This is a genomic window from Acinetobacter sp. YH12226, from assembly GCF_013417805.1.
GTDB lineage: Bacteria > Pseudomonadota > Gammaproteobacteria > Pseudomonadales > Moraxellaceae > Acinetobacter.
Genome location: NZ_VPDG01000018.1, coordinates 25,498 through 50,723 on the forward strand (window position 1 = coordinate 25,498; position 25,226 = coordinate 50,723).

19 protein-coding genes are annotated in these 25,226 nt (G+C 43.1%); 10 read left to right on the forward strand and 9 right to left on the reverse strand.

Annotation, left to right across the window (positions count from 1 at the left end):
• Positions 1–485: 485 nt before the first annotated feature.
• The 4 genes from dnaA to gyrB all read left to right on the forward strand — a co-directional run bounded on the left by dnaA (position 486) and on the right by gyrB (position 6,759).
• Positions 486–1,862, forward strand: coding sequence for a chromosomal replication initiator protein DnaA (gene dnaA, locus FTV08_RS13525; RefSeq protein WP_004281934.1), 1,377 nt, complete (start codon positions 486–488; stop codon positions 1,860–1,862).
• A gap of 109 nt (positions 1,863–1,971) precedes the next feature.
• The gene (gene dnaN / locus FTV08_RS13530) at positions 1,972–3,120 is read left to right on the forward strand and encodes a DNA polymerase III subunit beta (RefSeq protein WP_180087489.1); all 1,149 of its coding nucleotides are present in this window, start codon (positions 1,972–1,974) and stop codon (positions 3,118–3,120) included.
• A gap of 28 nt (positions 3,121–3,148) precedes the next feature.
• Complete coding sequence (recF, locus tag FTV08_RS13535; protein ID WP_180087490.1) at positions 3,149–4,231, forward strand: DNA replication/repair protein RecF; 1,083 nt, start codon at positions 3,149–3,151, stop codon at positions 4,229–4,231.
• A 56-nt stretch (positions 4,232–4,287) separates the two neighbouring features.
• Positions 4,288–6,759: a DNA topoisomerase (ATP-hydrolyzing) subunit B gene (gene gyrB, locus FTV08_RS13540; protein ID WP_180087491.1), complete on the forward strand. Its 2,472-nt coding sequence runs from the start codon at positions 4,288–4,290 to the stop codon at positions 6,757–6,759.
• A 1,182-nt stretch (positions 6,760–7,941) separates the two neighbouring features.
• Here the strand turns inward: gyrB and FTV08_RS13545 are convergent.
• Both FTV08_RS13545 and FTV08_RS13550 read right to left on the reverse strand, forming a co-directional pair.
• On the reverse strand, positions 7,942–9,105 hold the full coding sequence (locus FTV08_RS13545) for a zinc-dependent alcohol dehydrogenase (protein WP_001202407.1): 1,164 nt from the start codon (positions 9,103–9,105) through the stop codon (positions 7,942–7,944).
• Positions 9,106–9,446: 341 nt separating this feature from the next.
• Entirely contained in the window at positions 9,447–11,378 is a 1,932-nt protein-coding gene (locus FTV08_RS13550) for an ATP-binding cassette domain-containing protein (protein ID WP_004281940.1), read from the reverse strand.
• A gap of 217 nt (positions 11,379–11,595) precedes the next feature.
• Here FTV08_RS13550 and FTV08_RS13555 point away from each other — a divergent pair, with 217 nt between their 5' ends.
• The 4 genes from FTV08_RS13555 to erpA all read left to right on the forward strand — a co-directional run bounded on the left by FTV08_RS13555 (position 11,596) and on the right by erpA (position 15,524).
• Positions 11,596–12,600 carry a putative solute-binding protein gene (locus FTV08_RS13555; RefSeq protein WP_180087492.1) on the forward strand — a complete coding sequence of 335 codons (1,005 nt, stop codon included), beginning with the start codon at positions 11,596–11,598 and terminating at the stop codon, positions 12,598–12,600.
• Between the two features lie 254 nt (positions 12,601–12,854).
• A complete protein-coding gene (locus tag FTV08_RS13560) occupies positions 12,855–13,865 on the forward strand; it encodes a putative solute-binding protein (protein ID WP_005094844.1) in 1,011 nt (336 codons plus the stop codon).
• A gap of 194 nt (positions 13,866–14,059) precedes the next feature.
• Positions 14,060–15,067, forward strand: coding sequence for a putative solute-binding protein (locus FTV08_RS13565; protein ID WP_180087500.1), 1,008 nt, complete (start codon positions 14,060–14,062; stop codon positions 15,065–15,067).
• Positions 15,068–15,188: 121 nt separating this feature from the next.
• On the forward strand, positions 15,189–15,524 hold the full coding sequence (erpA, locus tag FTV08_RS13570) for an iron-sulfur cluster insertion protein ErpA (protein ID WP_004281944.1): 336 nt from the start codon (positions 15,189–15,191) through the stop codon (positions 15,522–15,524).
• Positions 15,525–15,580: 56 nt separating this feature from the next.
• Here the strand turns inward: erpA and FTV08_RS13575 are convergent, their stop codons facing one another.
• The 6 genes from FTV08_RS13575 to FTV08_RS13600 form a co-directional block, all read right to left on the reverse strand.
• Positions 15,581–15,958 (reverse strand): hypothetical protein, encoded by a 378-nt coding sequence (locus FTV08_RS13575; RefSeq protein WP_016806936.1) that lies wholly within the window; start codon positions 15,956–15,958, stop codon positions 15,581–15,583.
• Positions 15,959–16,063: 105 nt separating this feature from the next.
• On the reverse strand, positions 16,064–16,972 hold the full coding sequence (locus FTV08_RS13580; RefSeq protein ID WP_180087493.1) for a matrixin family metalloprotease: 909 nt from the start codon (positions 16,970–16,972) through the stop codon (positions 16,064–16,066).
• Between the two features lie 70 nt (positions 16,973–17,042).
• Entirely contained in the window at positions 17,043–17,873 is an 831-nt protein-coding gene (gene blaOXA, locus FTV08_RS13585; RefSeq protein ID WP_180087494.1) for an OXA-134 family carbapenem-hydrolyzing class D beta-lactamase, read from the reverse strand.
• 146 nt (positions 17,874–18,019) lie between these two features.
• Positions 18,020–19,960 carry a molecular chaperone DnaK gene (gene dnaK / locus FTV08_RS13590; protein WP_114541700.1) on the reverse strand — a complete coding sequence of 647 codons (1,941 nt, stop codon included), beginning with the start codon at positions 19,958–19,960 and terminating at the stop codon, positions 18,020–18,022.
• Between the two features lie 118 nt (positions 19,961–20,078).
• On the reverse strand, positions 20,079–20,627 hold the full coding sequence (gene grpE, locus FTV08_RS13595) for a nucleotide exchange factor GrpE (protein ID WP_004647116.1): 549 nt from the start codon (positions 20,625–20,627) through the stop codon (positions 20,079–20,081).
• Between the two features lie 1,003 nt (positions 20,628–21,630).
• Positions 21,631–22,131 (reverse strand): hypothetical protein, encoded by a 501-nt coding sequence (locus FTV08_RS13600; protein ID WP_180087495.1) that lies wholly within the window; start codon positions 22,129–22,131, stop codon positions 21,631–21,633.
• A gap of 217 nt (positions 22,132–22,348) precedes the next feature.
• Here FTV08_RS13600 and FTV08_RS13605 point away from each other — a divergent pair, with 217 nt between their 5' ends.
• Complete coding sequence (locus FTV08_RS13605; protein WP_180087496.1) at positions 22,349–23,419, forward strand: alpha/beta hydrolase; 1,071 nt, start codon at positions 22,349–22,351, stop codon at positions 23,417–23,419.
• A 71-nt stretch (positions 23,420–23,490) separates the two neighbouring features.
• Here FTV08_RS13605 and FTV08_RS13610 read toward each other — a convergent pair whose 3' ends face one another.
• Complete coding sequence (locus FTV08_RS13610; protein ID WP_180087497.1) at positions 23,491–24,165, reverse strand: acetoacetate decarboxylase family protein; 675 nt, start codon at positions 24,163–24,165, stop codon at positions 23,491–23,493.
• Between the two features lie 103 nt (positions 24,166–24,268).
• Between FTV08_RS13610 and FTV08_RS13615 the strand changes: the two genes are divergently transcribed.
• Entirely contained in the window at positions 24,269–24,841 is a 573-nt protein-coding gene (locus FTV08_RS13615; protein ID WP_005094827.1) for a peptidylprolyl isomerase A, read from the forward strand.
• The last annotated feature ends 385 nt before the right edge of the window (positions 24,842–25,226 follow it).

Consider the following 25,226-nt stretch of genomic DNA (forward strand, 5'->3'; position numbering starts at 1 on the left):
ATTGTTATATAAATATATATAAGTTATAAACAACTCTATCAACAAAGTTATCCACATGTTATCCAGAGTTTAAATTTAACCTGTAGTTTTGAATTTAAATTTGAAGTTTTTTTGAGTTATCCACAAAAAACAGTGATCTTATAAATAAATTCAAATTTATAAATTTAAATTTATTACTATTAGGGAGCACTTTTTCTATGGATAAGCCACTTTTTATTTGATTAAACATAAACTTATGTTGTGGATAAAACTGTTTCTATTAATTTTATACTTTGTGGATAACTTTATGGTATATTTTATCCACAGCTTGCGGATAAACTTATCCACACTGGGTTTTAAATTTAAATTTATGCAGGGTGATTTCTTTTTGCACAGTTTTTGTAGAGATTGCCATGACAGATGTGGATAACTTGGTTAGAATGGCGACCCGCTTTTGGTCGCGGTCATCTTTTTTGAATGAACAATGGAATGAATAGGGGATTCACATGCTTTGGACGGACTGCTTAAATCGCCTGCGACAAGAGCTCTCTGGAAATGTCTTTACAATGTGGATTCGCCCATTGGTTGCAGAAGAGCTGGAAGACAGCTTGCGTTTGTATGCACCTAATCCTTACTGGACGCGTTACATTCAGGAACATCATCTGGAACTGATTACGATTCTGGCAGAACAGTTGTCTGAAGGACGGGTACGCAAGGTCGAGATTTTGGTCGATTCACGTCCAGGGGCGATTTTATCTGCCAGTGAACAACCGGCGACCACGACTGCGGCATTGACCTCGACACCGATGCCAGTGCCGAAGCCGAAGAAAGAAAAAGAAGACAGCGGCAAAAATAGCCGTAGACGTCAGTTGAATCCATTGTTTACCTTCTCGCTGTTTGTGGAAGGCCGATCTAACCAGATGGCGGCAGAAACCTGTCGCAAGGTACTGACCCAGCTGGGTGCTTCACAGCACAACCCGTTATTTTTATATGGTCCGACCGGTCTGGGTAAAACCCACTTGATGCAGGCGGTCGGTAATGCATTGTTGCAGGCCAAACCGAATGCACGCGTCATGTACATGACCGCAGAAAGTTTTGTACAGGACTTTGTCAGCTCGTTGCAGCAGGGTAAAGTCGAAGAGTTTAAGAAAAACTGCCGTTCTCTGGATCTGTTACTGGTCGATGATATTCACTTGCTGGCCGGTAAAGAGGCCAGTCTGGTCGAATTTTTCTACACCTTTAACGCACTTCTGGATGAGTCCAAGCAAATTATTTTGACTTCGGATCGTTATCCTAAAGAGCTGACAGAGCTGGATCCACGTCTGGTTTCACGTTTTTCCTGGGGGTTGTCGGTCGGGGTTGAACCGCCAGATATTGAAACCCGAATTGAAATTCTGCTGAAAAAAGCAGAAAGCAACCAGGTCGATTTACCACGTAACTGTGCGCTGTTTATTGCCCAGCAGGTGGTGGCTAACGTGCGTGAGCTGGAAGGTGCGCTGAACAAAGTGGTGGCGATTTCACGTTTTAAAGGCACGCCAATTGATCTGGATGTGGTGCGTGAATCTTTAAAAGATGTGCTGGCAATTCGTGCCCGTACCATCAGTACTGAAAATATTCAGCGTGTGGTCAGTGAATATTTCCGGATTCCGCTGAAAGAACTGGTCGGTCCAAAACGTACCCGGATTTATGCCCGTCCACGTCAGCTGGCGATGGGTCTGGCACGTGAATTAACCGGCGACAGTTTTCCGGAAATTGGCATGGCTTTTGGCGGTCGTGATCACAGTACCGTGATGCATGCTTGCGAGAAAGTACAAAGCCTGCGTGAAGAAGATCCGATCTTTAACGAAGACTATAAAAACCTGCAACGTCTGTTGCAAAGTTGACCTAAATCGCTCAAATTCTATTCTTGCTATGCGGCTGCTTTTGCCGCATAGTAAACCGTCAAAAAAATCACTTTTTCTATATTAATCTTCAGCTTTAGAGGAATGCACCGTGCGTTTAAAAATCGCGAAAGAAAGCTTACTGAATGTTCTCTCACATGTCGTAGGAGCGGTTGAACGTCGCCATACCTTGAATATCCTGTCTAACCTGAAAATTCAGGTGACTACGCAAGCATTGACCGTGACCGGTTCCGACCTGGAAGTCGAACTGGTGGCGAGTACAGCACTGGCTGAAGGTGCATGTTTGCAGGAAGGCGAGACCACAGTTCCTGCACGTAAGCTGATTGATATCTGTAAGTCACTTCCTTCAGCGGCATTGGTGGATTTGCATATTACTGAAGATCAGCGCTGCATCCTTAAATCGGGCAACAGCCGTTTTGTACTGGGTACCTTGCCTGCTGATGATTATCCATTACTGAACACTGAAAACACCCAAGGCACGCAAGTGACGGTGACACAGCGTGAACTTAAACGCCTGTTCGAAAAAACCGCCTTTGCCATGGCAGTTCAGGATGTGCGTTTTTACCTGACCGGTACTTTGCTGGAAATTAATGCCAATCAGCTACGTGCTGTGACCACCGATGGCCACCGCCTAGCACTGTGTGAAACAGCAGCACAATCCACTGCAGCACAGCCGATTCAGGCAATTGTGCCACGTAAGGCCGTTGCAGAATTACAGCGCCTGCTCAGCGTTGAAGATGAGCAATTATCTCTATTGATTGGTCGTGAATTGCTCAATGTGACCATCAATATGCCAAGCCGTGACAAGGAACAGGCGAACATTACCGTGCGTTTCACTACCAAGCTGATTGATGGTAAGTTCCCGGATTATCGCCGTGTGATTCCACGTGGTGGCGACAAAGTGGTGATGATCGCCCATGACGTGTTCAAGCAGTCTTTGCAACGGGTGGCGATTTTAAGTAACGAAAAGCTGCGTGGTGTATTTCTAAACTTCAATGCCGATTCTTTGCAACTTCGCGCGAATAACCCGGAGCAAGATGAAGCGATTGAAGATCTGGCAATTCAATATGCTGATTCCCCGCTAGAAATGTCATTTAATGCGCAGTATCTGATTGAAGTACTCGGTGTGCTAGATGGTGATGATGTGTCAATGACCATGACTGAAGCGAACCAGTCTGTCTTGGTGCAAGACCCGGCGCATACGGATCAAACCTATGTCGTTATGCCGATGCGTGTTTAAGCCGCGGCTCTTGATATTCATATAAGACATGCATATTACGCGTTTACATATTGAGCGTGTGCGGAATCTAAAGACGGTTGCTCTCCACGGATTGCAGCCGTTTAATGTTTTTTATGGCCAAAATGGTTCAGGTAAAACCTCGATTTTAGAGGCGATTCATTTACTGGCTGCTGGTCGTTCTTTCCGCACCCATATTCCCAAAAATTATATCCAGCATGGCGCACAGGATGCGATTGTGTTTGCACAATCTGCGACTGAAAAAATTGGCATGCAAAAAATGGCCAGTGGGGAACAGTTGATTAAGGTCAATGGCGATTTGGTCGCGACTCAGGGGCAACTGGCCAAACTATTGCCCTTGCAGCTGATTGATCCACAAAGTACTGATATCATCGATCATGGTGCTAAACCACGACGTCAATTGCTCGACTGGTTAATGTTCCACGTGGAACCAGAGTTTTATCATGCTTGGCAATATTATTCCCGTGCGCTGAAACAGCGAAACAGTCTGCTCAAAAGCAAACGGTTTCTGAGTCTGTCTGATCTGGAACCGTGGAACCAGATGCTGAGTGAATATGGTGAAATCCTGCACTCACAACGTGTCGGCATCGTGGAACAATGGAAGCCATTTTTTGAAGATGACCTGAAACAGTTATTACCTGACCTGCAAGTCAGTCTGGAATACAGTCCGGGTTTTCACAGTGAAACCGGCCTGCTAAATGATCTGACCAACCAGCATGAAAAAGACTGTGAGCGACGTTATACCGAATATGGCCCACATCGCGCAGATTTGCGTCTGAAAACCCCTCTGGGGGATGCTGATGTGATCCTGTCACGCGGGCAAAAAAAGCTGCTGATGATGGCGTTAAAACTGTCGCAAATCGCAATGCTGCATTCTTGTAATAAGGAAACTGTGGTATTATTAGATGATGTGACAGCAGAATTAGATTTAACCGCACAACAACGTTTAATTGAGCGATTGAGCCAACTTGGTAGTCAAGTTTTTATTACCACCTTAGACCATGAATCAGTACAAAAGCACTTACATGATTTGTCTATCTCATATCAGTTATTCAATGTTGAAAACGGTACAGTTCAGGTTGTTGTGCAATAGTATTTTTTTAGTTTTACCCATCTTGGGATAGACCTATTTTTCACTAGGGAGAAACCATGAGTTCAGAAGATCAAGCTGCTTCTCAAACAGAACAAACCATTGAAAAGGCTTATGATTCCTCTAGCATCAAGGTATTACGTGGTTTAGACGCAGTACGTAAGCGTCCGGGCATGTACATTGGTGACACAGACGATGGTACAGGCTTGCACCACATGGTGTTCGAAGTAGTCGATAACTCGATTGATGAAGCCTTGGCAGGCCACTGTGATGAAATTATAGTGACTATTCATGAAGATGAATCGGTTTCAGTTTCTGACAACGGTCGTGGTATTCCAACCGATATTCACCCTGAAGAAGGCGTGTCTGCGGCAGAGGTGATTTTGACCATTCTGCATGCCGGCGGTAAGTTTGATGACAACAGTTACAAGGTCTCAGGCGGTCTGCATGGCGTAGGTGTGTCTGTGGTCAACGCACTCTCTGAAAAACTACTGTTGAACATCAGTCGTGCAGGTAAAACTTATGAACAGGAATACCGTCATGGTGATCCTGTTTATAAATTACGTGAAACAGGGACAACCGAAACGTCAGGTACCACTGTACGTTTTTACCCAAGTGCTGAAACTTTTAGCCAAACCATATTCAATGTCGATATTCTGGCGCGTCGTTTGCGTGAACTATCGTTTCTGAACGCAGGTGTACGCATTGTACTTCGCGATGAGCGCGTCAACCTTGAAAATATCTATGACTATGAAGGTGGTTTATCTGAGTTCGTTAAATACATTAACGAAGGCAAAACGCATCTGAACGATATTTTCCATTTCACTACTGCACAGCTCGACACCGGCATTACGGTAGAAGTGGCATTACAGTGGAATGATTCTTATCAGGAAAACGTACGCTGCTTTACCAATAACATCCCGCAAAAGGATGGTGGTACACATTTGGCTGGTTTCCGTGCTGCACTGACCCGTGGTTTAAATAACTATATGGACAGCGAAAATATCCTGAAAAAGGAAAAAGTTGCAGTCTCGGGGGATGATGCCCGTGAAGGTTTAACCGCGATCGTCTCGGTGAAAGTGCCTGATCCAAAATTCTCTTCGCAGACCAAAGAAAAACTGGTGTCGAGTGAAGTAAAAACTGCGGTTGAGCAGGCCATGAACAAGGCATTTTCTGAATATCTTTTAGAAAATCCACAAGCAGCGAAATCGATTGCCGGCAAAATTATTGATGCCGCGCGTGCCCGTGATGCAGCGCGTAAAGCCCGTGAAATGACCCGTCGCAAGAGCGCACTGGATATTGCCGGTCTTCCAGGTAAGCTGGCCGATTGTCAGGAAAAAGATCCAGCCTTGTCTGAACTGTATCTGGTCGAGGGTGACTCTGCGGGTGGATCTGCGAAGCAAGGCCGTAACCGTAAAATGCAGGCGATTTTACCGCTGAAAGGTAAGATTCTGAACGTAGAGCGTGCGCGTTTCGACCGGATGATTTCCTCTGCGGAAGTCGGCACACTGATTACTGCACTTGGCTGTGGTATTGGTCGTGAAGAATATAACCCGGACAAATTGCGTTACCATAAAATCATTATCATGACCGATGCTGACGTCGATGGTTCGCACATTCGTACGCTGCTGTTGACCTTCTTCTTCCGTCAGATGCCGGAACTGGTCGAGCGTGGTCATATCTATATCGCCCAGCCACCACTCTACAAGCTGAAAAAAGGCAAGCAGGAACAGTACATCAAAGATAACGATGCACTGGAAACTTACCTGATTTCCAATGCCATTGACGAGCTAGAACTGCATATCAGTGCTGAAGCACCTGCGATTCGTGGTGAAGCACTGGCAAGGGTGATTGCCGATTATCAAACCTCACAGAAGAGCTTGGCGCGTTTAACCCAGCGTTATCCGGCGAGTCTGCTTGATGCACTACTTTCACTGGAAGGTTTTAAGCTGGATCAGCTGGAAGACAAAACCTATGTGGAAACATGGGGTGAGAATCTGCGTGCAGCGATTGAAGCCATTCAGCCAACATTACGTCCAGAATTAACCCTGGAGCGTTTTGAAAAAGAACTGGCAGATGGTCAAAAAACTGCAAGCTGGTTGCCACGTATCACGATCTATGTACATAACTTGCCACATAGCTACCTGTTAGACTCAGTACTGTTAGGTTCAAGTGAATATGCACGTTTATTAAAGAATTCAAAGAGCTGGTTTAGTCTGCTTGAAGAGGGTGCATATTTGCAAAAAGGCGATCGCAAGATTCAGGTCAGCAATTTCCATCAGGTTTGGCAACATATCTTGCAGGACTCACGTCGTGGCATGATGATCCAGCGCTATAAAGGTCTGGGCGAGATGAATGCGGAACAGTTATGGGAAACCACCATGGATCCAGACAACCGTAACATGCTGCAAGTGACAGTTACTGATGCGATTGAAGCGGATCGTATGTTCTCTTGCTTGATGGGCGATGACGTAGAACCACGTCGTGCTTTCATTGAAGAAAATGCCTTGAATGCAGATATTGATGCATAACCCTTCAGGATAAAATCAGATATAAAAAAGCGCCTTTCGAGGCGCTTTTTTTAGACCAATTTTTTTACTCATATCCTGTGAGCTAGGCAAAATAAAGTAATTTTGGACCGATTTTTAGATATGGAACGGGTTCATTTAGGTTTTAAAAAGCCAAGTTGAGTAAGCCAAATCGACTCTAAGAAAGGGTTTATGTATAGAGATTACCAACTCGGGAGAATACCTGAAATCTGGAGTGAATCTATCGTTATAAAAATGATCTGCATCAGAACTTCTAAAATAATTTTTGAATAGGAAAGTGAGGTAGAAAGACGTTCTTTATACGATGAGAAGTTTGCATGCAGTTCACGACACTAGGTGAAAACTGGATCAGTCAAAGTGGTATTTAAAGATGCGTGTAATAAAAACAGATCGAATACTTTAGGTGGATTCGACTAAAAAATAATAAATCGCCTATTCAGAAGATCCAATATCTCAAAAATAAATAAAAAGCTGCTAAAACTAAATTTTAAATTTTCAATAGCTTATAAGAAACTTGGTCTAATACGCTAAATAATACGTGAATAATATTGCTTCAAGCATCTAGAAAGCCTGATCAGAGATGTGGATAACTCTAAAGTTATCCATAATTTTTATGTGAATAAGATAGTATTTTTCCGCAAGCTTTAATCCACGTATTAATTCTTTATTTTAAATTCAAATTTGAAATCGATTATCTTGTGGATAAGTGTTTTTAAATTTAAAATAGCATTTTAAATTTAAAGCTAGATTTGGCGATATATTGCTAGTATGACCAGACTATTCCTTGGATTGGCTTTAAAATAAAAAATTATTATAAATTAAATACTTGTAAATATATTGTAGTTTCTCTAATCATTACCGTGGAACATATTGTTAACTAAAAACTCAAGATGTAGCTAAACTACATAATTGATTTAATAATCAAGTGAACTTTCATTTTTATTTAAAATCATACTTTTATCGATTTTTGCTTAACTTTTTTATTTCTCATTTTTGAGTTATTTCTTGATTTCATTATTGAAAATCGGGCATTTCTTTTATTACTCGATAGAAAAGAGGGAGGGAATCGCTGAAATGATATTGATTAGGAACAAGAAAAAGAGGATTGATAAAATGACGATGAAAAATAAAAAAGCGCCTGACGGCGCTTTTTTTTAATCATATTTATGGTGTTAGAATGACTTTACGACAGTCTTCTTCCTTTTTATCAAAAATACGGTAACCTTCCGCAGCATCTTCCAGTTTCATGCGATGGGTAATAATCAGATCTGGAGACAGATCTCCATTTTCAATATGTTCTAGCAACTGCGGCAAGTAATTATGCACATGGGTTTGTCCCATTTTAAAGGTCAAACCTTTGTCAAAGGCATCACCAAACAGGAAGCCATGAATTGGACCGGCATAAACTCCAGGTACACTCACCACACCGCCGCGACGGACCGCTGCAATACATTGTCTTAGCGCTGAACCACTCGAACCTTCTAATTTCAGGTTGGTCATTACGGTTTCTAGCATGCTACCTTTGGCTTCAAAACCGACCGCATCAATGACGGCATCGACTCCACGATAACCCGTGGTATTTTGAATGATAAATTCAGCGGCATCGACTTCATCAAAATTGACGGGAATTACCCCATAGGTTTGATGCGCGAAACGCAAACGGTAAGGGTGGTGATCGACCATAAAGATCTGCTCGGCACCGAGCATCCGCGCGCAGGCAGCAGCCAGCAGACCGACCGGGCCAGCACCATAAATCGCCACACTGGAACCTCGACCGACTTGGGCATTGTTTACTGCTTGCCACGCAGTTGGCAGAATATCGGTCAGGAATAATACTTTTTCATCAGGCAGGGAACCCGGCACCTTAAATGGTCCGACATTGCCTTTGGGGATCCGTACATATTCAGCCTGACCACCCGGTATACCCCCATACAGATGGCTAAAGCCAAATAAAGCTGCCCCTGGTGGGATCTGTTTTTTGTTGAGAATTGCACCACGACCGGTATTGGTATTTTCACAGGCAGCCATGAGTTCATGTTCACAGAAAAAACAGTGACCGCATGCAATCACAAAGGGAATAATCACCCGGTCACCTTTTTTGACTTCGGTTACTTCTGGGCCGACTTCTTCTACAATTCCCATAAATTCATGGCCGAAAATATCACCGTCTTCAGTGGCCGGAATTTTCCCCCGGTATAAATGCAGATCTGAGCCACAGATGGCGGTGGCTGTCACCCTTAAAATAACGTCATCTGGTTCCTGAATCACTGGATCTGGAACGGATTCAACTCGTACATCCCGAGCACCATGATAAGTAAGAGCACGCATGCGGATTTCCTCTCTCTAGTTCAACATTAAACAGACTCGTAGCAAGGCTGCCAAAAATTAAAAAACACTTGTATTAGAGCCTTAGGATGAAACAGCGCGCTGTAAATTAATGTATGAAATAAGGCATCCAACTGTTTAAAAAATAAACTTATATAGGATTTGCGTAATTCATGACCTTATGTGTCGAATGAATAGAAAAGAACAGAATTAAAGAAACATCTAGACGTAGATGAAAAAATACAGGGGGGAAAATGGAAGAGAAAACATTAAAAATAGTGAATAAAAAAGAGATGAACAACGTTGGTCATTCATCTCTTATCTTAAATCTTACTAAAAGAGCTTTAGAACGTCTGTTCCAGACTTTCCAGTTCCATCATCAGTTCTAGCATTTGCTCTTCGGCTGTTTCCAGTTTGGCTTTTAGCTCGGTTTGCTCATTCATCAGTTTCAGCAAATCATTTTTACGTGATGCTTCGTATAAAGCACTGTCACCCAGCAGGTTTTCAATTTCAATCAGTCGCGGCTGTAGTTTGGCCATCTGTGCTTCGCATTTTTCAATATTCTTGCGAATCGGACGACTTAGTTCCCGCTGGCGAGCAGCTTCCTTACGTTGTGCTTCCTTGTCCAGTTTGGAAATAGTCGGTTTGACTTCGACTTGGGATTTCACCGGTTCTGCTGGCTTTTGCCCATTTTTAATCATCTCAATACGGGCTTGGCGTAACCAGTCAGCATAGGCAGTAAGATCACCATCAAACTCACGGCATTGACCATTATGTACCAGTAGCAGTTCATCACAGACGCTGGCGATGAGCTGACGTTCATGCGAAACTAGAACTACCGCGCCCTGAAAATCTTGTAAAGCCATAGTCAGTGCATGACGCATATCCAGGTCTAAATGGTTGGTCGGCTCATCCAGAATCAGTACATTCGGACGCTGCCAAACAATCAGTGCTAGGGCCAAACGTGCACGTTCACCGCCTGAGAAGCTTTCGCTTGGCGTATCCATACGTTCGCCACTAAAACCGAAACTACCCAAGAAGGAGCGTAGACTGGCTTCACTGATTTTTTTATCTGCGATGCGTGCCAGCTGTAACATTGGGCTGGCATTACCATCCAGTGCATCCATTTGATGCTGGGCAAAATAACCAATATTCAGTAATTCTGAATCTTTCCGCAGACCCTGAATCAGTTTCAGGTCACCGACCAGCGATTTAATCAGCGTGGATTTACCGGCACCATTCATCCCAAGCAAACCGATCCGGCTGTTTGGCGTGATCTGTAAATTTACATTGGTGACAATCAACTTGTCGCCATAACCAATATCGGCATGTTCCAGTTGCAATAACGGCGAACTCATTTTGGTCGGTTCACGGAAACTGAAGGTAAATGGCGTATCGACATGGGCTGCAGATAGTTCCTGCATTCGTTCCAGCTGTTTGATCCGGCTCTGTGCCTGTTTGGCTTTGGTCGCTTGCGCTTTAAAACGGTCAATATATTTTTGCAGATGCGCGCGGGTTTCCAGCTGCTTTTCATACGCCTGTTGCTGCTGCGCTAAACGCTCACTACGGGTGCGCTCAAAAGTCGAATAGTTACCGGTATATAAAATCAGTTCCTGATTTTCGATATGTAAAATGTGATCGGTAATCGCATCGAGGAAGTCCCGGTCATGCGAAATCAGTACCAGCGTACCTTCATAGGCTTTCAGCCAGTCTTCGAGCCAGAGAATTGCGTCCAAGTCCAGATGGTTGGTTGGTTCATCGAGGAGCAGTAAGTCTGATCGGCTCATCAGGGTACGTGCCAGATTCAAACGCATACGCCAGCCACCGGAAAAACTTGAAACATCCAGCTGTGATTGATGTTCAAAGAAGCCCAGACCCGCCATCAGCTGCGAGGCTTTGGCAGGAGCCGAATAACCTGAAATTTCATCAAAACGGCCATATAAATGGGCCAGTTCTGCATCATCCAGTTGATCCGGCTGATCGAGTTTTTGCTGAATATCCCAGTATTCTTCATCGCCCGACAAGACGAAATCAATGGCTTTCATATTCAGTGCTTTGATTTCCTGAGCCATATGCGCTACGGTCCATACCGCAGGTCGGGTCAGCGAACCGGTGTCCGATTCCATGCCGCCGAGCAAGGCTGAAAACAGGGTTGATTTTCCAGCACCATTGACACCGGTTAGGCCAATTTTCCATCCTGGGTGTAACTGCATCGACGCTTTTTGAAATAAAACACGTCCACCGCGACGTATAGATAACTGGTCTAACTGAATCATTGAGAAATCAAAGCTAAGAAATAAGATGCGCCTATTCTAAAGGAAAGCCCTGTGAAAATGAAAAATCTTACCGTTTTTGCTGAAATGAGTGTGCTTTTCACCTCTGTCAATTGATCTAGGGTGGACGCATAAGTTGAGTAAAAGCTCTATTTTATGCATGAACAGTGGTTTATAGTTCAGGCTGATGGAGCAAAAAATATCATAGAGTCAAATAAAAATGAAAAAGGGATGTTTAATTTTATCGGCACTGGGCATTTTGGTGTCGACTTCAACTCAAGCCAGAGTGAATGTCTGTGTTTTTGATTTACTGGGGAAATCTGGTGAGTCTTACAAACTGCTGGAGGAATGGGCGCTGGCAGCAAAAGGCTGGGGTGCCGAAATTCAGCTAAGCGCTTATCAGGATGAAGCCAAGGTCGATCAGGACGTCAAAGCCGGAAAATGTGATGCCTTCTATATGACCTCAATGCGTGCCCGGGCTTATAACAAATTTGCTGGATCGATTGATGCAATTGGCGGCGTGCCGAATAATGACATTGCCATGAAAGCCATCAGCTATGTACTGGATAAACGCAATAGCAAACGCCTGATCACCCAGATTGGCAAAGACAAATTTGAAGTGGCAGGTATTGGTCAGATTGGCCCAGCCTATATTTTTGTTCGTGATCGTACTCTAAATAAACTGGAACAGGTCAAAGGCAAGAAATTTGCCGTGCTGCATTATGACTATGCGCAAAAAATCATGGTCGACCGGATTGAAGCAGTACCGGTCATGTCGGAAATTTCCAATTTTATTCGCAAGTTTAATCAGGGCGAAGTGGATATTGTCGCTGCACCGGCTTATGCATTTAAACCGCTGGAATTACAGAAAGGACTAGGCCGTCAAGGCGCAATGATTAATTTTCCGGTGATTAATGTCACTGCTGATCTGATTATTCGTCAGGAAAAGTTTCCGGCAAGCTTTGCCGCACAATCCCGAAACTGGTTTGTGAAACAGTTACCGCGCAGCTTTGCCATGGTCAAGCGCATGGAAGCTGAGATTCCAAGCAAATATATTCTGAATCTAAGCCGTGAAGATCGTGTGGCCTACCAAAAGATTCTGCGTGATGGGCGGATCGATTTAACCAAACAGGGGATTTATGATCAGGGCATGATGAACGTATTGAAACGCGCGCGTTGTACGGTAGAAAGAACCAATTTTGAATGTTCGATTGGTGGCGAATAAATCTGAAATCATGTATATCTTTGTAACTATATCTGGGTAAATGTAATTATAAGAAAGCAGTTTTAAATATTAAGATATTGATATTTAAATATATATTTAAAAATAACTTAAGCAACTATTGCTGATTTATCTTTATAGGCCAAAATGCCGGTTTTAAATGGAGTAAATGCTCTATTTTTTTTAATTAAACTTGCTTAATATTTGTCCCGTGTACGGACACTCAGCGAATAACAAGATTTCAAAGGATAACTACAATGAAAAAAACACTCTTATCATTGGCTGCATTCTCTGCATTTGGTTTTGCAAGTGCGGCGCATGCAGAAAAAGTCGATATCTGTGTGTTTGACTTACTGGGTAAATCCGGTGAGTCTTTCCAGATGGCGCAAGAATGGGCACTGGCTGCAAAAGGCTGGGGCGCAGAAATCAATCTGATTGCCCGTCAGGATGAAGCGGTTGCCGACAATGACTTCAAGGCCGGTAAATGTGATGGTGTGTTTATGACAGCCATGCGTGCCCGTCAATACAATAAATTTGCCGGTTCTATTGATGCACTGGGCGGTGCACCAAGTAATGCCATTGCCCAGCGTGCGATCAGTTTTGCTCTGGACAAACGTAATGCAGCGAAAATGGTCAGTAATATGGGCGGCAAAAAATACGAAATTGCCGGTATTTCACCGTTGGGTTCAGCCTTTATTTTTGTTCGTGACAAGAATATCAATTCGATTGAAAAAGCCGCAGGGAAGAAATTCGCCGTACTCGGCTATGACGATGCCCAGAAAATCATGGTACAGCGCGTCGGTGCGCAGGCAGTGATCTCCGATGTTTCTAACTTTGTCGCCAAATTTAACAATGGTCAGGTGGATATGGTCGGTGCACCTGCTTATGCCTACAAGCCATTAGAAATCTATAAAGGTCTGGGTAATAACGGCGCAATGTTTAATTTCCCGGTACTGCATGTCACCTCTGATTTTGTGATTCGTCCGGAAAAATTCCCCGCAGGTTTTGGACAGAAATCGCGTGACTGGTTTATCAAAAACCTGCCAAAGAGCATGGGGATGATCAGCCGTCTGGAAGCGGGTATTCCGTCGAAATATAAAATGAATCTGAGCGCTGAAGATAAAACCAAGTATCAGAAAATGTTACGTGATGGCCGGATGGACATGACCAAACGCGGAATCTATGATGCCAGCATGATGTCGGTCTTAAAACGTGCGCGCTGTTCTGTCGATAAGGCCAACTTTGAATGTTCAATTGCTGGCGAATAATCTGATTTTTAAAGAAAAAAGCTTAGATTGATCTAGGCTTTTTTTATGGCTGAACCAGGTCAGATCTGCCATTGTGCAGCGAATAAAATAGCTTAAGCTTGAGCTAAATATTAAATTCGCATGTTTTATATAAAAAACAATCACATGTGACTAAAACTGCAATAACAAAAACAAGCGATAAGGAAATGAGGATGATGCATAAAGGATGGAAAGCACTGGCATTGGCTACGGCGACACTGGCTGTTTCAGGTCTGGCACAAGCCAAACAGGTGATTTGCGTATTTGATCTGGTCGGTAAAAATGGTGATGTCTATAGTGTGATGAAAGACTATCAGTTGGCGGCCAAAAACTGGGGGGCAGATGTCGAACTGCGGGTGAACACCAATGAAGCGGTGGTTGCAGAAGATTTTAAAGCCGGGAAATGTGACGGCATTAGTGTGACCGGGATGCGTGGCCGTCAGTTTAATAATTTTACTGGTTCACTCGATGCCATTGGCGCAATTCCAGATCTGAATCTGGCAGTTAAAGTGATGCAGGGACTGGCCAGTCCAACTTTTGCCAAACATATGCTGCAAGGTAAATATGAGGTAGTCGGTGTCATTCCTGTGGGTGATGCTTTCCTGCTGGTGAACGACCGCAGTATTAATACCGTTGCTAAAGCCGCTGGTAAAAAAATTGCCGTACTTGATTATGATGAAGCACAAAAAATCATGGTACAGCAGGTCGGCGCACAGGCGGTGAGTGCCGATGTCACCAATTTTGGTGCCAAGTTTAACAATGGCCAGGTGGATATTATTGGTGCACCAGCAGCAGTATTTAAACCGCTGGAATTACATAAAGGTTTGGGTAACAAAGGCGCGATTGTGAATTATCCGGTGTTGCAGGTCACAGGCAATATCATTATCCGTCCAGATAAATTTCCGGCAGGTTACGGACAAAAATCACGTGAATGGGTGAGAAGTCAGTTACCGCGTGCCTTTGGTATTTTGGGGAAAATGAAAGCGGACATTCCAGCAAAATACTGGATGGATATTCCTGCTGCAGACAAACCGGGTTATCAGAAAATGATGAGGGATTCCCGAATTGACCTGACCAAACGCGGCGTTTATGACAAACGCATGATGAAATTGCTGTGGCAATTCCGCTGCAAACAGAACCCGAAAAACTTTGAATGTGCCTTACAGGATGAGAACTACAAATAATCCTGATAAAATTACTCTGATTTGACTTTTAATCTGTAGAGACTGACCATATATTGAGTGTGCTATACTTAAATATGGTCTTTTCTTTTTAAAGACATTCCATTCAACAGAGGAATCCGCCATGAATGCCCAAGCGCTTGTGCTCACCGACAATGCCGCAAATAAAGTACGCCAGTTGCGTGACAGTGAAGGTAACCAAGACTTAATGCTCCGTGTCTATGTGACCGGTGGCGGCTGTTCAGGTTTCTCTTATGGCTTTAACTTTGCAGAAAGCCAGAATGAAGATGATGCAGAATTTGCCAATGGCGATGTTAAAGTCCTGGTCGATTCATTGAGTTATCAATATCTGGTCGGTTCGGTGGTAGATTATTTAGAAGGTCTGGAAGGTTCACGTTTCGTGGTACAAAACCCGAATGCGACCACGACCTGTGGTTGTGGATCTTCATTCTCGATCTAAATCCGTGCACAAAAAAAGTCCTCTCAATGAGGACTTTTTTATATCTGGAAGAACGTTTAGCTATCCAGTTTTACCGCTTCAAGCAGGTCAAAGATCACAGTGGTGACATCCTGACTCAACTCGCGGTTATTAAAAATTTCATAGGCGCTAATGGTAATGTCAGTATCGCTTGGCAACAGACGCTGTTCTTCTTCGATCAGGTCATTAATCGGCAATAAGGTCTGTTTGATTTCCAGATGTAGGATATCTTTATACTCCAGATTTTCATCGTCGAGTTCAATCAGTTGTTCATTGAAATAAGGCAGCAAAATCGAATGAAGATAGGGTTGGATGTCCTCGATATCAAAGATCTCGATATCACGGGTTTCATCAATCGTACTAATGTGGTCATTTACTTCAATTAAAATATGGTAGTAACTCACACGAATCTCCAAAGATGGCCTGAACAATGTAGCCAATCACAATAACATGAAATCAGAATAGAGTGTTTTTTATAATACTTATACACTTAAATTAATTAGGGAATTCAAGCTGATCACTTAACGGTTATAAAGCAAGGTCTTGTCTGCAGGTCGCAGCTGGAAGTGTTGCAGATTCTGTTTACCCAGCACCGGATACATCAGTGCTTCCGGGTCATTATGGTGATACAGCCCCAAGGCATGTCCGAGTTCATGTGCCAGAGTCAGACGGAGATCATCTTCTGCATCAAACTGATAGACATGAATTTGATCACCCATAAACACGCCTTTATGAAATTCGCGGGCAGGGAAACGCTGTTGGGCTTGAATGATATTCTGCTGATGGTTTTGCAGACCATGTTGATGCATGGAAACATTCATATTAAAGGAACTTTGCTGTTCCTGAAGGTACTGAAGTTCCCGTTGAAAACTTTCCGATTTGCGCTGTAAAGCCAAAACCTCATATTCAATCTGCTCATGTTCATAACCAGATAAATTTGGCTGACGGCGTCGTTGCTGTAAGGCCTGAAATTCACTATTCATCTGATCTCTTTGCTGGATCAGGCGTTGCTGCTGACTTTCCAGATGCTGATGGGATGCTTCCAGATTTTTGACCTGACGTTGATACTTGGCGTCATCTGCCAGCAACTGTTTTTCGACTTTCTTCAAGGCATCATAGTCTTGCTGGCGTTGATCATAGATCAGGTGAATACTCAGCCTGGCATTTTCATCATAGACCATCAAATCATCACGATTGCTTCCCTGATGCCAGATTTCGATCGCTTCCTTGCTCAGTTGAATGACCTGATCTTTACTTAGTCCAAAGCCTGAATCGACCTGATCAATCCGGAAACGTAAGCGTGTATCGAAAGGATGCGTCAAGCGATCAGCCAGCGAGTTATAGCGCAGTTGAGGATGGGTTTGGGCGTGCATATGTAGATAGGCAGACATGATCAATCCCACTACGAGCAGACAGAGCAGAAGACGCATATTTTTTATTTAAATGTCTATTTTTTAAAAATATAGCTTAATTTTAATGCCTTTCCCATGCTTATTTGCATCATCCTTCAGCTTTTGGATAAAGCCCTAATTCGGCCAAAGCCTGCTGCAAAATTTCAAGGCGGATCGCCGGATCTATACCATTTTGCATCTGCATATTGAGTGAAAATGCCACGATTTCAGCCTGCGGTGTTTCAACCCAGCCGGTGAGCCAGCCGACTTGCGGTTCCACATCCATGCCCCAACCGGATTTGACATATAGTCGATAAGCTTTCCGCTCCTGTAAAAATAACATGGCTTTGACTTGTTGCTGGACTTGAGGATCAAAGGCCAGTTGCTCTCGGGCCAACGCAGAAACAAATTGGACTTCCTGTTTTGGAGTAACTTTCAAAGGGCCTACCAACCAGAAGTTATCGACCTGTTGACCAATCTGCTGATTACCAAATTGGATGCGTTGTACTTCCTGTTGCATCAGTTCAAGGCCAATACGACGTGCCAGTTCCTGATAAACGGGTACAGCAGACGCTTGCATGGCTTGGCCGAGAGTCATGTCTTTTTCCCAAGCTGAAAAACTGCGTTTCTTGCCATCCCATTTAAAAATTTCATTGGTTGTGGCTTTGCCATGTTGCAGGCCAATCAGGGCATTGAGCATTTTAAAGGTAGAGGCAGGAACATATTCGGTACCTGCACGACTTGAATCATTGCCATAGACCTGTATCTGTTGACCACGCTGAATCACTAGAACACCCGCGCTTTGCGCCTGATCAAATAATTGGGCAATGGCTTGAGTCGATTGAGTCGAAGTGCTTTGAGATAGGAGAGATGAAACGGGCAGGCTACACGCTGTCAGGCCCAAGCAACTAAGTAAAGGCAGCAAAATCAGAATTTTCATGGGTTCAGGGTATTTTAATGTTGGATTTAACTTAAACAGCTTTTCCTGAAAATACGATCAAATTTTAGTAATTTTTATTTTATTCTTTTAAGTCGAGACATAAAAAAACCGCGCTTTCGCGCGGTTTTTTCAGTTAAAGCGACAAATTATTTTTTGTCATCTTTCACTTCAGTGAACTCAGCATCTACAACGCCGTCGTCCGCTTTTTGAGATTGACCTTCGCCGCCTTGGAATGCATTCGGGTCAAAACCTTGCGCACCGCCTTGGCCTTGAGCAGCTTCATATGCACGTTGTGTAATTGGCATGATGATATTTTGCAGCGCTTCAGTTTTCGCTTTGATGTCTTCAACGTCATTTTCTTTAGTTGCAGCTTCAAGCTCAGAAACCGCAGTTTCGATTGCAGTTTTTTCGTCTGCAGTCACTTGCTCGCCAAGATCTTTCACTGCTTTTTGTGAAGAAGCAACTAAAGCATCCGCTTCGTTACGAGCTTTTGCAAGCTCTTCAAATTTACGGTCTTCTTCAGCATTCGCTTCAGCATCTTTGATCATTGCTTCGATTTCAGCATCAGACAAACCTGAGTTTGCTTTAATCTGGATCGATTGCTCTTTACCAGTGCTCTTGTCTTTTGCAGATACTTTCAAAATACCATCAGCGTTGATGTCGAAAGATACTTCAATTTGTGGCACACCACGTGGAGCAGGTGGAATGTCGCCTAACTGGAAGTTACCCAACAGTTTGTTTTGCTGCGCCATTTTGCGTTCACCTTGGTAAACTGAAATGTCTACAGCAGGCTGGTTGTCCGCAGCGGTTGAGAACACTTGAGATTTCTTCGCAGGAATCGTGGTGTTTTTCTCGATAATTGCAGTCAACACGCCGCCCATGGTTTCAATACCAAGTGTCAACGGAGTTACGTCAAGTAGAAGTACGTCAGTTTTGTCACCTGAAAGTACCGCACCTTGAATCGCAGCACCCATGGCTACTGCTTCGTCAGGGTTTACGTCTTTACGTGGCTCTTTACCGAAGAATTCTTGAACCTTCTGTTGAACCATTGGCATACGAGACTGACCGCCCACCAGGATTACGTCAGAGATGTCAGAAGTCGAAAGACCCGCATCTTTAAGCGCAATACGGCAAGGCTCAATCGTACGAGCAACCAGGTCAGCAACCAGACCTTCAAGTTTTGCACGTGTTACGTTGATCACTAAGTGTTTAGGACCAGTCGCATCAGCAGTGATGTATGGAAGGTTGATTTCAGTTGCATTTGAAGAAGAAAGCTCGATTTTCGCTTTCTCCGCAGCTTCTTTTAAACGCTGTAACGCCAGTGGATCTTGTTTCAGGTTAAAGTTTTGTTCTTTCTTGAACTCTTCAACCAGGAACTCGATTAACGCGTTATCGAAGTCTTCACCACCTAGGAATGTATCACCGTTAGTCGACAATACTTCAATTTGCTGGTCGCCATCAAGGTCCGCAATTTCAATGATTGAAACGTCGAAAGTACCACCACCCAAGTCATAAACCGCGATTTTACGGTCGCCTTCTTTCTTGTCCATACCGAACGCAAGTGCCGCAGCAGTTGGCTCGTTGATGATACGTTTAACTTCTAAACCTGCAATTTTACCTGCATCTTTAGTTGCTTGACGTTGTGCATCGTTGAAGTAAGCAGGAACAGTAATCACCGCTTCAGTGACTGTTTCGCCCAGGTAATCTTCAGCAGTTTTCTTCATCTTTTTCAAGATTTCAGCAGAAACCTGTTGTGGCGCCAATTTTTTGTCGTTGACATCAACCCAAGCATCACCGTTGTCTGCTTTGATGATTTTGTAAGGAACTAAACCGATATCTTTTTGTACCGCTTGGTCTTCATAACGACGACCGATCAAACGTTTGATCGCGAACAATGTATTTTTCGGATTCGTTACTGCTTGACGCTTTGCAGATTGACCTACCAGAATTTCGCCATCTTTATAGGCAATAATAGATGGAGTGGTACGCGCGCCTTCAGCGTTTTCGATTACTTTAACTTTGTCGCCTTCAAGTACTGCAACACATGAGTTTGTAGTACCTAAGTCAATACCAATGATTTTAGCCATTTGGATGTTTCCTCTAAAATTTTTTTGTGATTTACACTTGTTATCCGATATGAGAGCCGTTCGATTTTTTTCAAGTAAAATTTTTGAAAAATTTCACAAACTCCCGAATTTATTTGGCTTAAGCGCCGACCATCACCATGGCAGGACGCAATAAGCGACTGTTAAGCGTGTAGCCTTTTTGCAAAACAGTCCCAATTTCATTTGCTTTGGCATTTGGATCAATCCCGACTGCCTGATGCAGGTCAGCATTGAAACCGTTGTTGGTATCCACTGCCACAACCCCAAATTTCTCCAAGGTATGCAATAAAGATTTAAGGGTCAGTTCAACACCTTCACGCAATGGTGTTTGCTCTTCACCTGCAGCCACAATGGCACGCTCTAGATTGTCGACTGTTTCTAGAAGCTCTTTAGAGAATTTTTCCAGAACCGTATCTTTATGCTTTTCAGATTCACGCTGAATACGTTCAACACTCTTTTGTGCTTCATAAACTGCATTGGCGGTACGGGCTTTTTCTAACTTTAAATCACCTTCAAGCTGCGCAATCTGCTCTTGTAAAGACTCAACGGAAACTTCAGCCTGCTCGGTTTCAGCTTGAGTTTGCGCTGTATCTTGTTCCGCTTGCTCTTGCTCAAGTTGTTGAGCTTGCTCGTTTTGCTCAGTCGCCATTGATTTACTCCGTTTAAATGGGTTCTTAAACATGTACAGTCCTTAGGCCTCAGTGTTCACTGCGTTTATGCTGAACTGCCATGGTTGTGAAGTTCTTGATTACCTAAAGAAATCGGGGCAGGGTGTAAAAATTCAAGCGTCGACCCAGATTAAATTTAAGATTTATACAAAATACTGAATCCAGGGGATAGCAGAACAAGCTATTCAGAACACAACAGCAGGATAGGATGAGAATAAAATACACGGACATCAGCAGCGATGAATCCGAATTTTTAACTGAATAGATTTAATTTTCGGCTAAATCCAAAAATTAATTATTTGAAAATCAATGTAAAAAATGAGTAATCGTATTTTTGAATCGAATTAATAATTTTAATCCGTTTTAAGTATGGGTAAAAAAATTGCATCATACTTCTATTAACAGCGACCTTGTTCAGAGGAGAGAGCCGAACCGGGTTGCTGTTGCCCTATTTTAAAGTTGCTTTTTTCAAGCTGAGTATCCCCAAAACTCAGCTTTTTTTTGCCTGTTTATTTATTAGACATAAAAACGATTAATATCTAAGCAATAAAGTCTTTCACAATAGATGAACTTTTGATTAATATTTATTCTAGATTCTATCGCTGTAGTTTCTTCTTATTTTGAAATGTGTTTTCGTGGCTTATCCTGTTCTCTAGATAAGCCTTTTTTTGTCCAGAATTTACCTTTTTTGAATTTGTTGGAATCAGTCGTCTCTATTTTAGCGGTTTGTAAGATAAAACTTACAGCTTGGATAGTGAATGTCCGCTTCATGAGAGCAAGTTGATTCGATAGGATAATTTATATAGAGAATAGGATGTTCTGGTTGAATTGCTGAGAAGCATAAGCGAAGTGGAAGTTCGTTTAACATAACCCTCTGCAAAGGCCCTAAAGAAATTTTCTTTAGGGCCTTTGTCTATCTGGCAGCTATCTTTTTCCATTTAAAAAGCCCAGTCTGGGCTTTTAATACAGAAAATGATTCAAGTCTTAATCGCGACGATCGCGTGAACGTTGTTCTTGATGACGTCGGTTGTCATTCCAGCGTTGATTAGAACGATTTTGCTGGACTTTTTTACTGCGTTGATCTGTTACACGTTTACGCTCCAGATCCTGACGACGTTTACGTTCTGCCTCTGCCTGTTTTTGCCGTTGCGTCATGATATTTTTACGTTGCTGTTCATGGCGCTGTCGTTCCAGTTGGCTTTTACGTCGATCCAGCTCTAACTGTCTTTTACGATCCTGCTCCCAATTGCGATGTTGTAATTCCTGTTTACGTCGATCCAGTTCAATGCGTTTGCGTTGCTGTTCATATTCCCAACGTTGCCGCTCATAGCGACGATCTTGTTCATAACGCTGGTCCAGTTCATAGCGACGGTCATAACGCTGATCATAGCGGCCATCATAATAGCCACCATCTTCAGGAAATGCGACGCAGCCTACAGCTAAAAATGCAGTCGCCAAAGACAGAGCTATAATTTTGCTAGCCATAGGCATCCTCCCGATTTGTAATAAAAAATATACTTAAGCTCGCAAAAGTACGTCAAAAATAACCTTTAAACGGTCAATGACATCTTTTATAAATGAGGGTAACGTATCGAGTAGAAGCTATATGTATATTGATATTAAGACTTATATAAGAATATGGTCACTGAAACGCTAATCGTGTAGAAACTATGAAGAATTAAGAGAATAAGGACTAAAAATAATGACTGTGAATCCTCCGGTTCTGAAAAGTGTGATGGAAAAGGGACAAGGGACGGCAGCGCGTATGCTGGACCGCTTACCTGGCATTGCACAGGAAGCATTAGTTAAGGCTCTGGATTATCCTCATGTTTATCCTGATTTAGATCCATTGGTTAAATGCCTGATGGCCATCCAGATAAAACAGGGGCATAGCAGTTTTATCAGTGAGGATCTGGCTCATTCGCGCACATTGTTTGATGCACGCATGAAAGCGATCGCGGCTAAACCAACTACTGTCAAAGTCATCGAAGAGCTGCGCCTGCCTTTGCAAAGTGGCAGCATCTTTGCCCGGCATTATCATCCAGCTCCACAAAAGAAGTTGCCGATGGTGATTTTTTATCATGGCGGTGCATTTATGGTGGGCGGTCTGGACAGCCATGATGAATTCTGTCGCTTGCTGGCAGTACATGCCAAAGTGCAGGTGCTAAGCGTGGCTTATCCGCTGACGCCAGAATTTAGCCCCTTGCAGATGGTACAGGTTTGTGAAGATGCCTTGGCTTGGGCACATCAGCATAGTAAGCAACTAAAAATCTATAAAAATCGTATTGCCGTAGCAGGGGACAGTGCGGGCGGAAATCTGGCTACTGTGGTGGCACAGCGCAGTGCAGGTAAATCTTATGCCGCACGAGCACAGCTTTTGCTTTATCCGGCGGTCGACTTTAAAAGTCGCCATCCTTCTTTTTATGCCTATAAAGATGGACTGGTACTTTCGGAACAGGATATTGATCTGGTGACCTTAATGTATGCCCAAACCCATCAGATTGAAATGGATGATCCGCTGATTTCACCCACCTATGGTGAATTGCAAAACTTGCCGCCAAGTTATGTGATTACTGCACGTCATGATGTCCTGCATGATGAAGGTTCAATCTATGCACATAAACTACGTCAGAATGGCGTGAGTGTTCATTATCATGAATATACCGATCAGGCACATGGTTTTATTAACCTGACGCCGATCTCCCGCCGTGCCAAAAAATATGTGATTGAGATCAGCAAAAATTTCCGCAAATTTTGGGACAAAAATAGTTAAATCGAAAGTATAAATAAAAAAAGGTGTTTCTCATGAAACACCTTTTTGTATAGATAAGTTTTTATCAGTTCTTATACTTTGCTACTGATCTGCGCTTCAGGAAAGATCAAATTGAATTTGGGGACATAAAAGCTTTGCAGCAATTTGGCTTTGGAAAAGTCTGGAAATATATTCTCGGCATCTTGCCACTCTACTTGCGAGAGTTTGGAGAAGTGACCGCGGAACTGTGGACTAAACTGAAAACGCTGCCCTTTCCAAGCTTGCTGAATCTTCAGCATAGACGCTGGAATATGATGACTATTAATGTAGAACTGGCGTGCAGATTTGGTTTTCTTCAGCCGAATCGTCATATGCTGGTTTTGATGCTGAATCTGACACAGCACTTCCTGATCCTTTTCCTGCCATTCAAATTGCGCATGTTCTTTGGGAATGCCCCATAAATGCTGACCGTGTACCACAGACTCATGGGTAGACACATAAATTTTAGGAATCGAACTGAGGCGCCGTTTACTAATTAAAGGATGATCCAGAATCAGTAACTCATCATAAGGGCCAATCGGCGAAGCGTGATAACGCACCAATAAGACTTGGACCATACGACCTAGCGGAGAAGGGGCGATCCGGAACTGTTTCGCTTGCTCAATAAAGCTGGGGGTCAGCCAATAATTCAGAATAAAACCCTCACCCTGCAAACGCCAAGGTGGAAACTGGTGGATATTTTGCTCCTGTAATAATGCATGCTTCATTCTTATTCTCTTGTCTTTAGTCGGCAGGTCACTGCATTATGAGTTATAAAAGATTAATATATAGTCATTCACAACCATTACTTCTAAGTAGATGAGTTAATAAATGTTAAAGAAATCATTATGTGTCATCGCACTTGCTGCGGTCAGTCTGCCAAGCTTTGCTGCCAATACGATTATTGAGATGAAGACTTCATCTGGAAATATTGAAATTGAACTTTTCAATGACAAAGCCCCAATCTCGGCAAAGAACTTCGAAAGCTATGTAAAGAGCAACTTCTATAAGGACACGATTTTTCACCGTGTCATTCCCGGCTTTATGGTGCAGGGCGGTGGCTTTGATGTAAACATGCAGGAAAAAGCCAATACAAAAGCACCCATTAAAAACGAATCGTCGAATGGTCTGCAAAATAAACGCGGTACTTTAGCCATGGCCCGTACCAATCAGCCGGATTCTGCCCGAGCACAATTCTTTGTAAACCTGGTCGATAATGATTTCCTGGATCGTTCTGCTAGAAATGCCGGCTATGCGGTATTTGGTAAGGTCACTAAAGGCATGGATATCGTCGATCAGATTGCCAAAGTACCGACCCGAAACTATGGAATGCATCAAAATGTGCCGGTGAACCCTGTAAAAATCACCAGTGTGACGATTAAAGCACCAGTCGTAAAAAATTAGGCATAGAATAAAGCAGAAATATTTAATTTATATTTCTGTTTTAAAAATATGTACTTATGTAATGAATTGTATGGAATTGAATCAATTTGGTGCATAAAAATAAAACACTCGTGATTCCTGTGCGTTAAAAGCGCTTGCACGTGTAAGAAATTGCCCTATAATGAGCACATACCGACGAGATAGACGGAAACGAACGAAGCAGAATGGCGGAGTTGTTGAGTTTATCGAAGTCCAGCTTCTGGCACTGACGAGGTGTTGGAAAGATCATTAAGAGATTATGAAGAACAACTTGTGTGGATTTTTACTGGTTGATTGATCGAGATTATTTTCATTGATTGATGGTAGAAATTACTCGAAGTTTATTTGAGAAATATTTGTCAGAAAA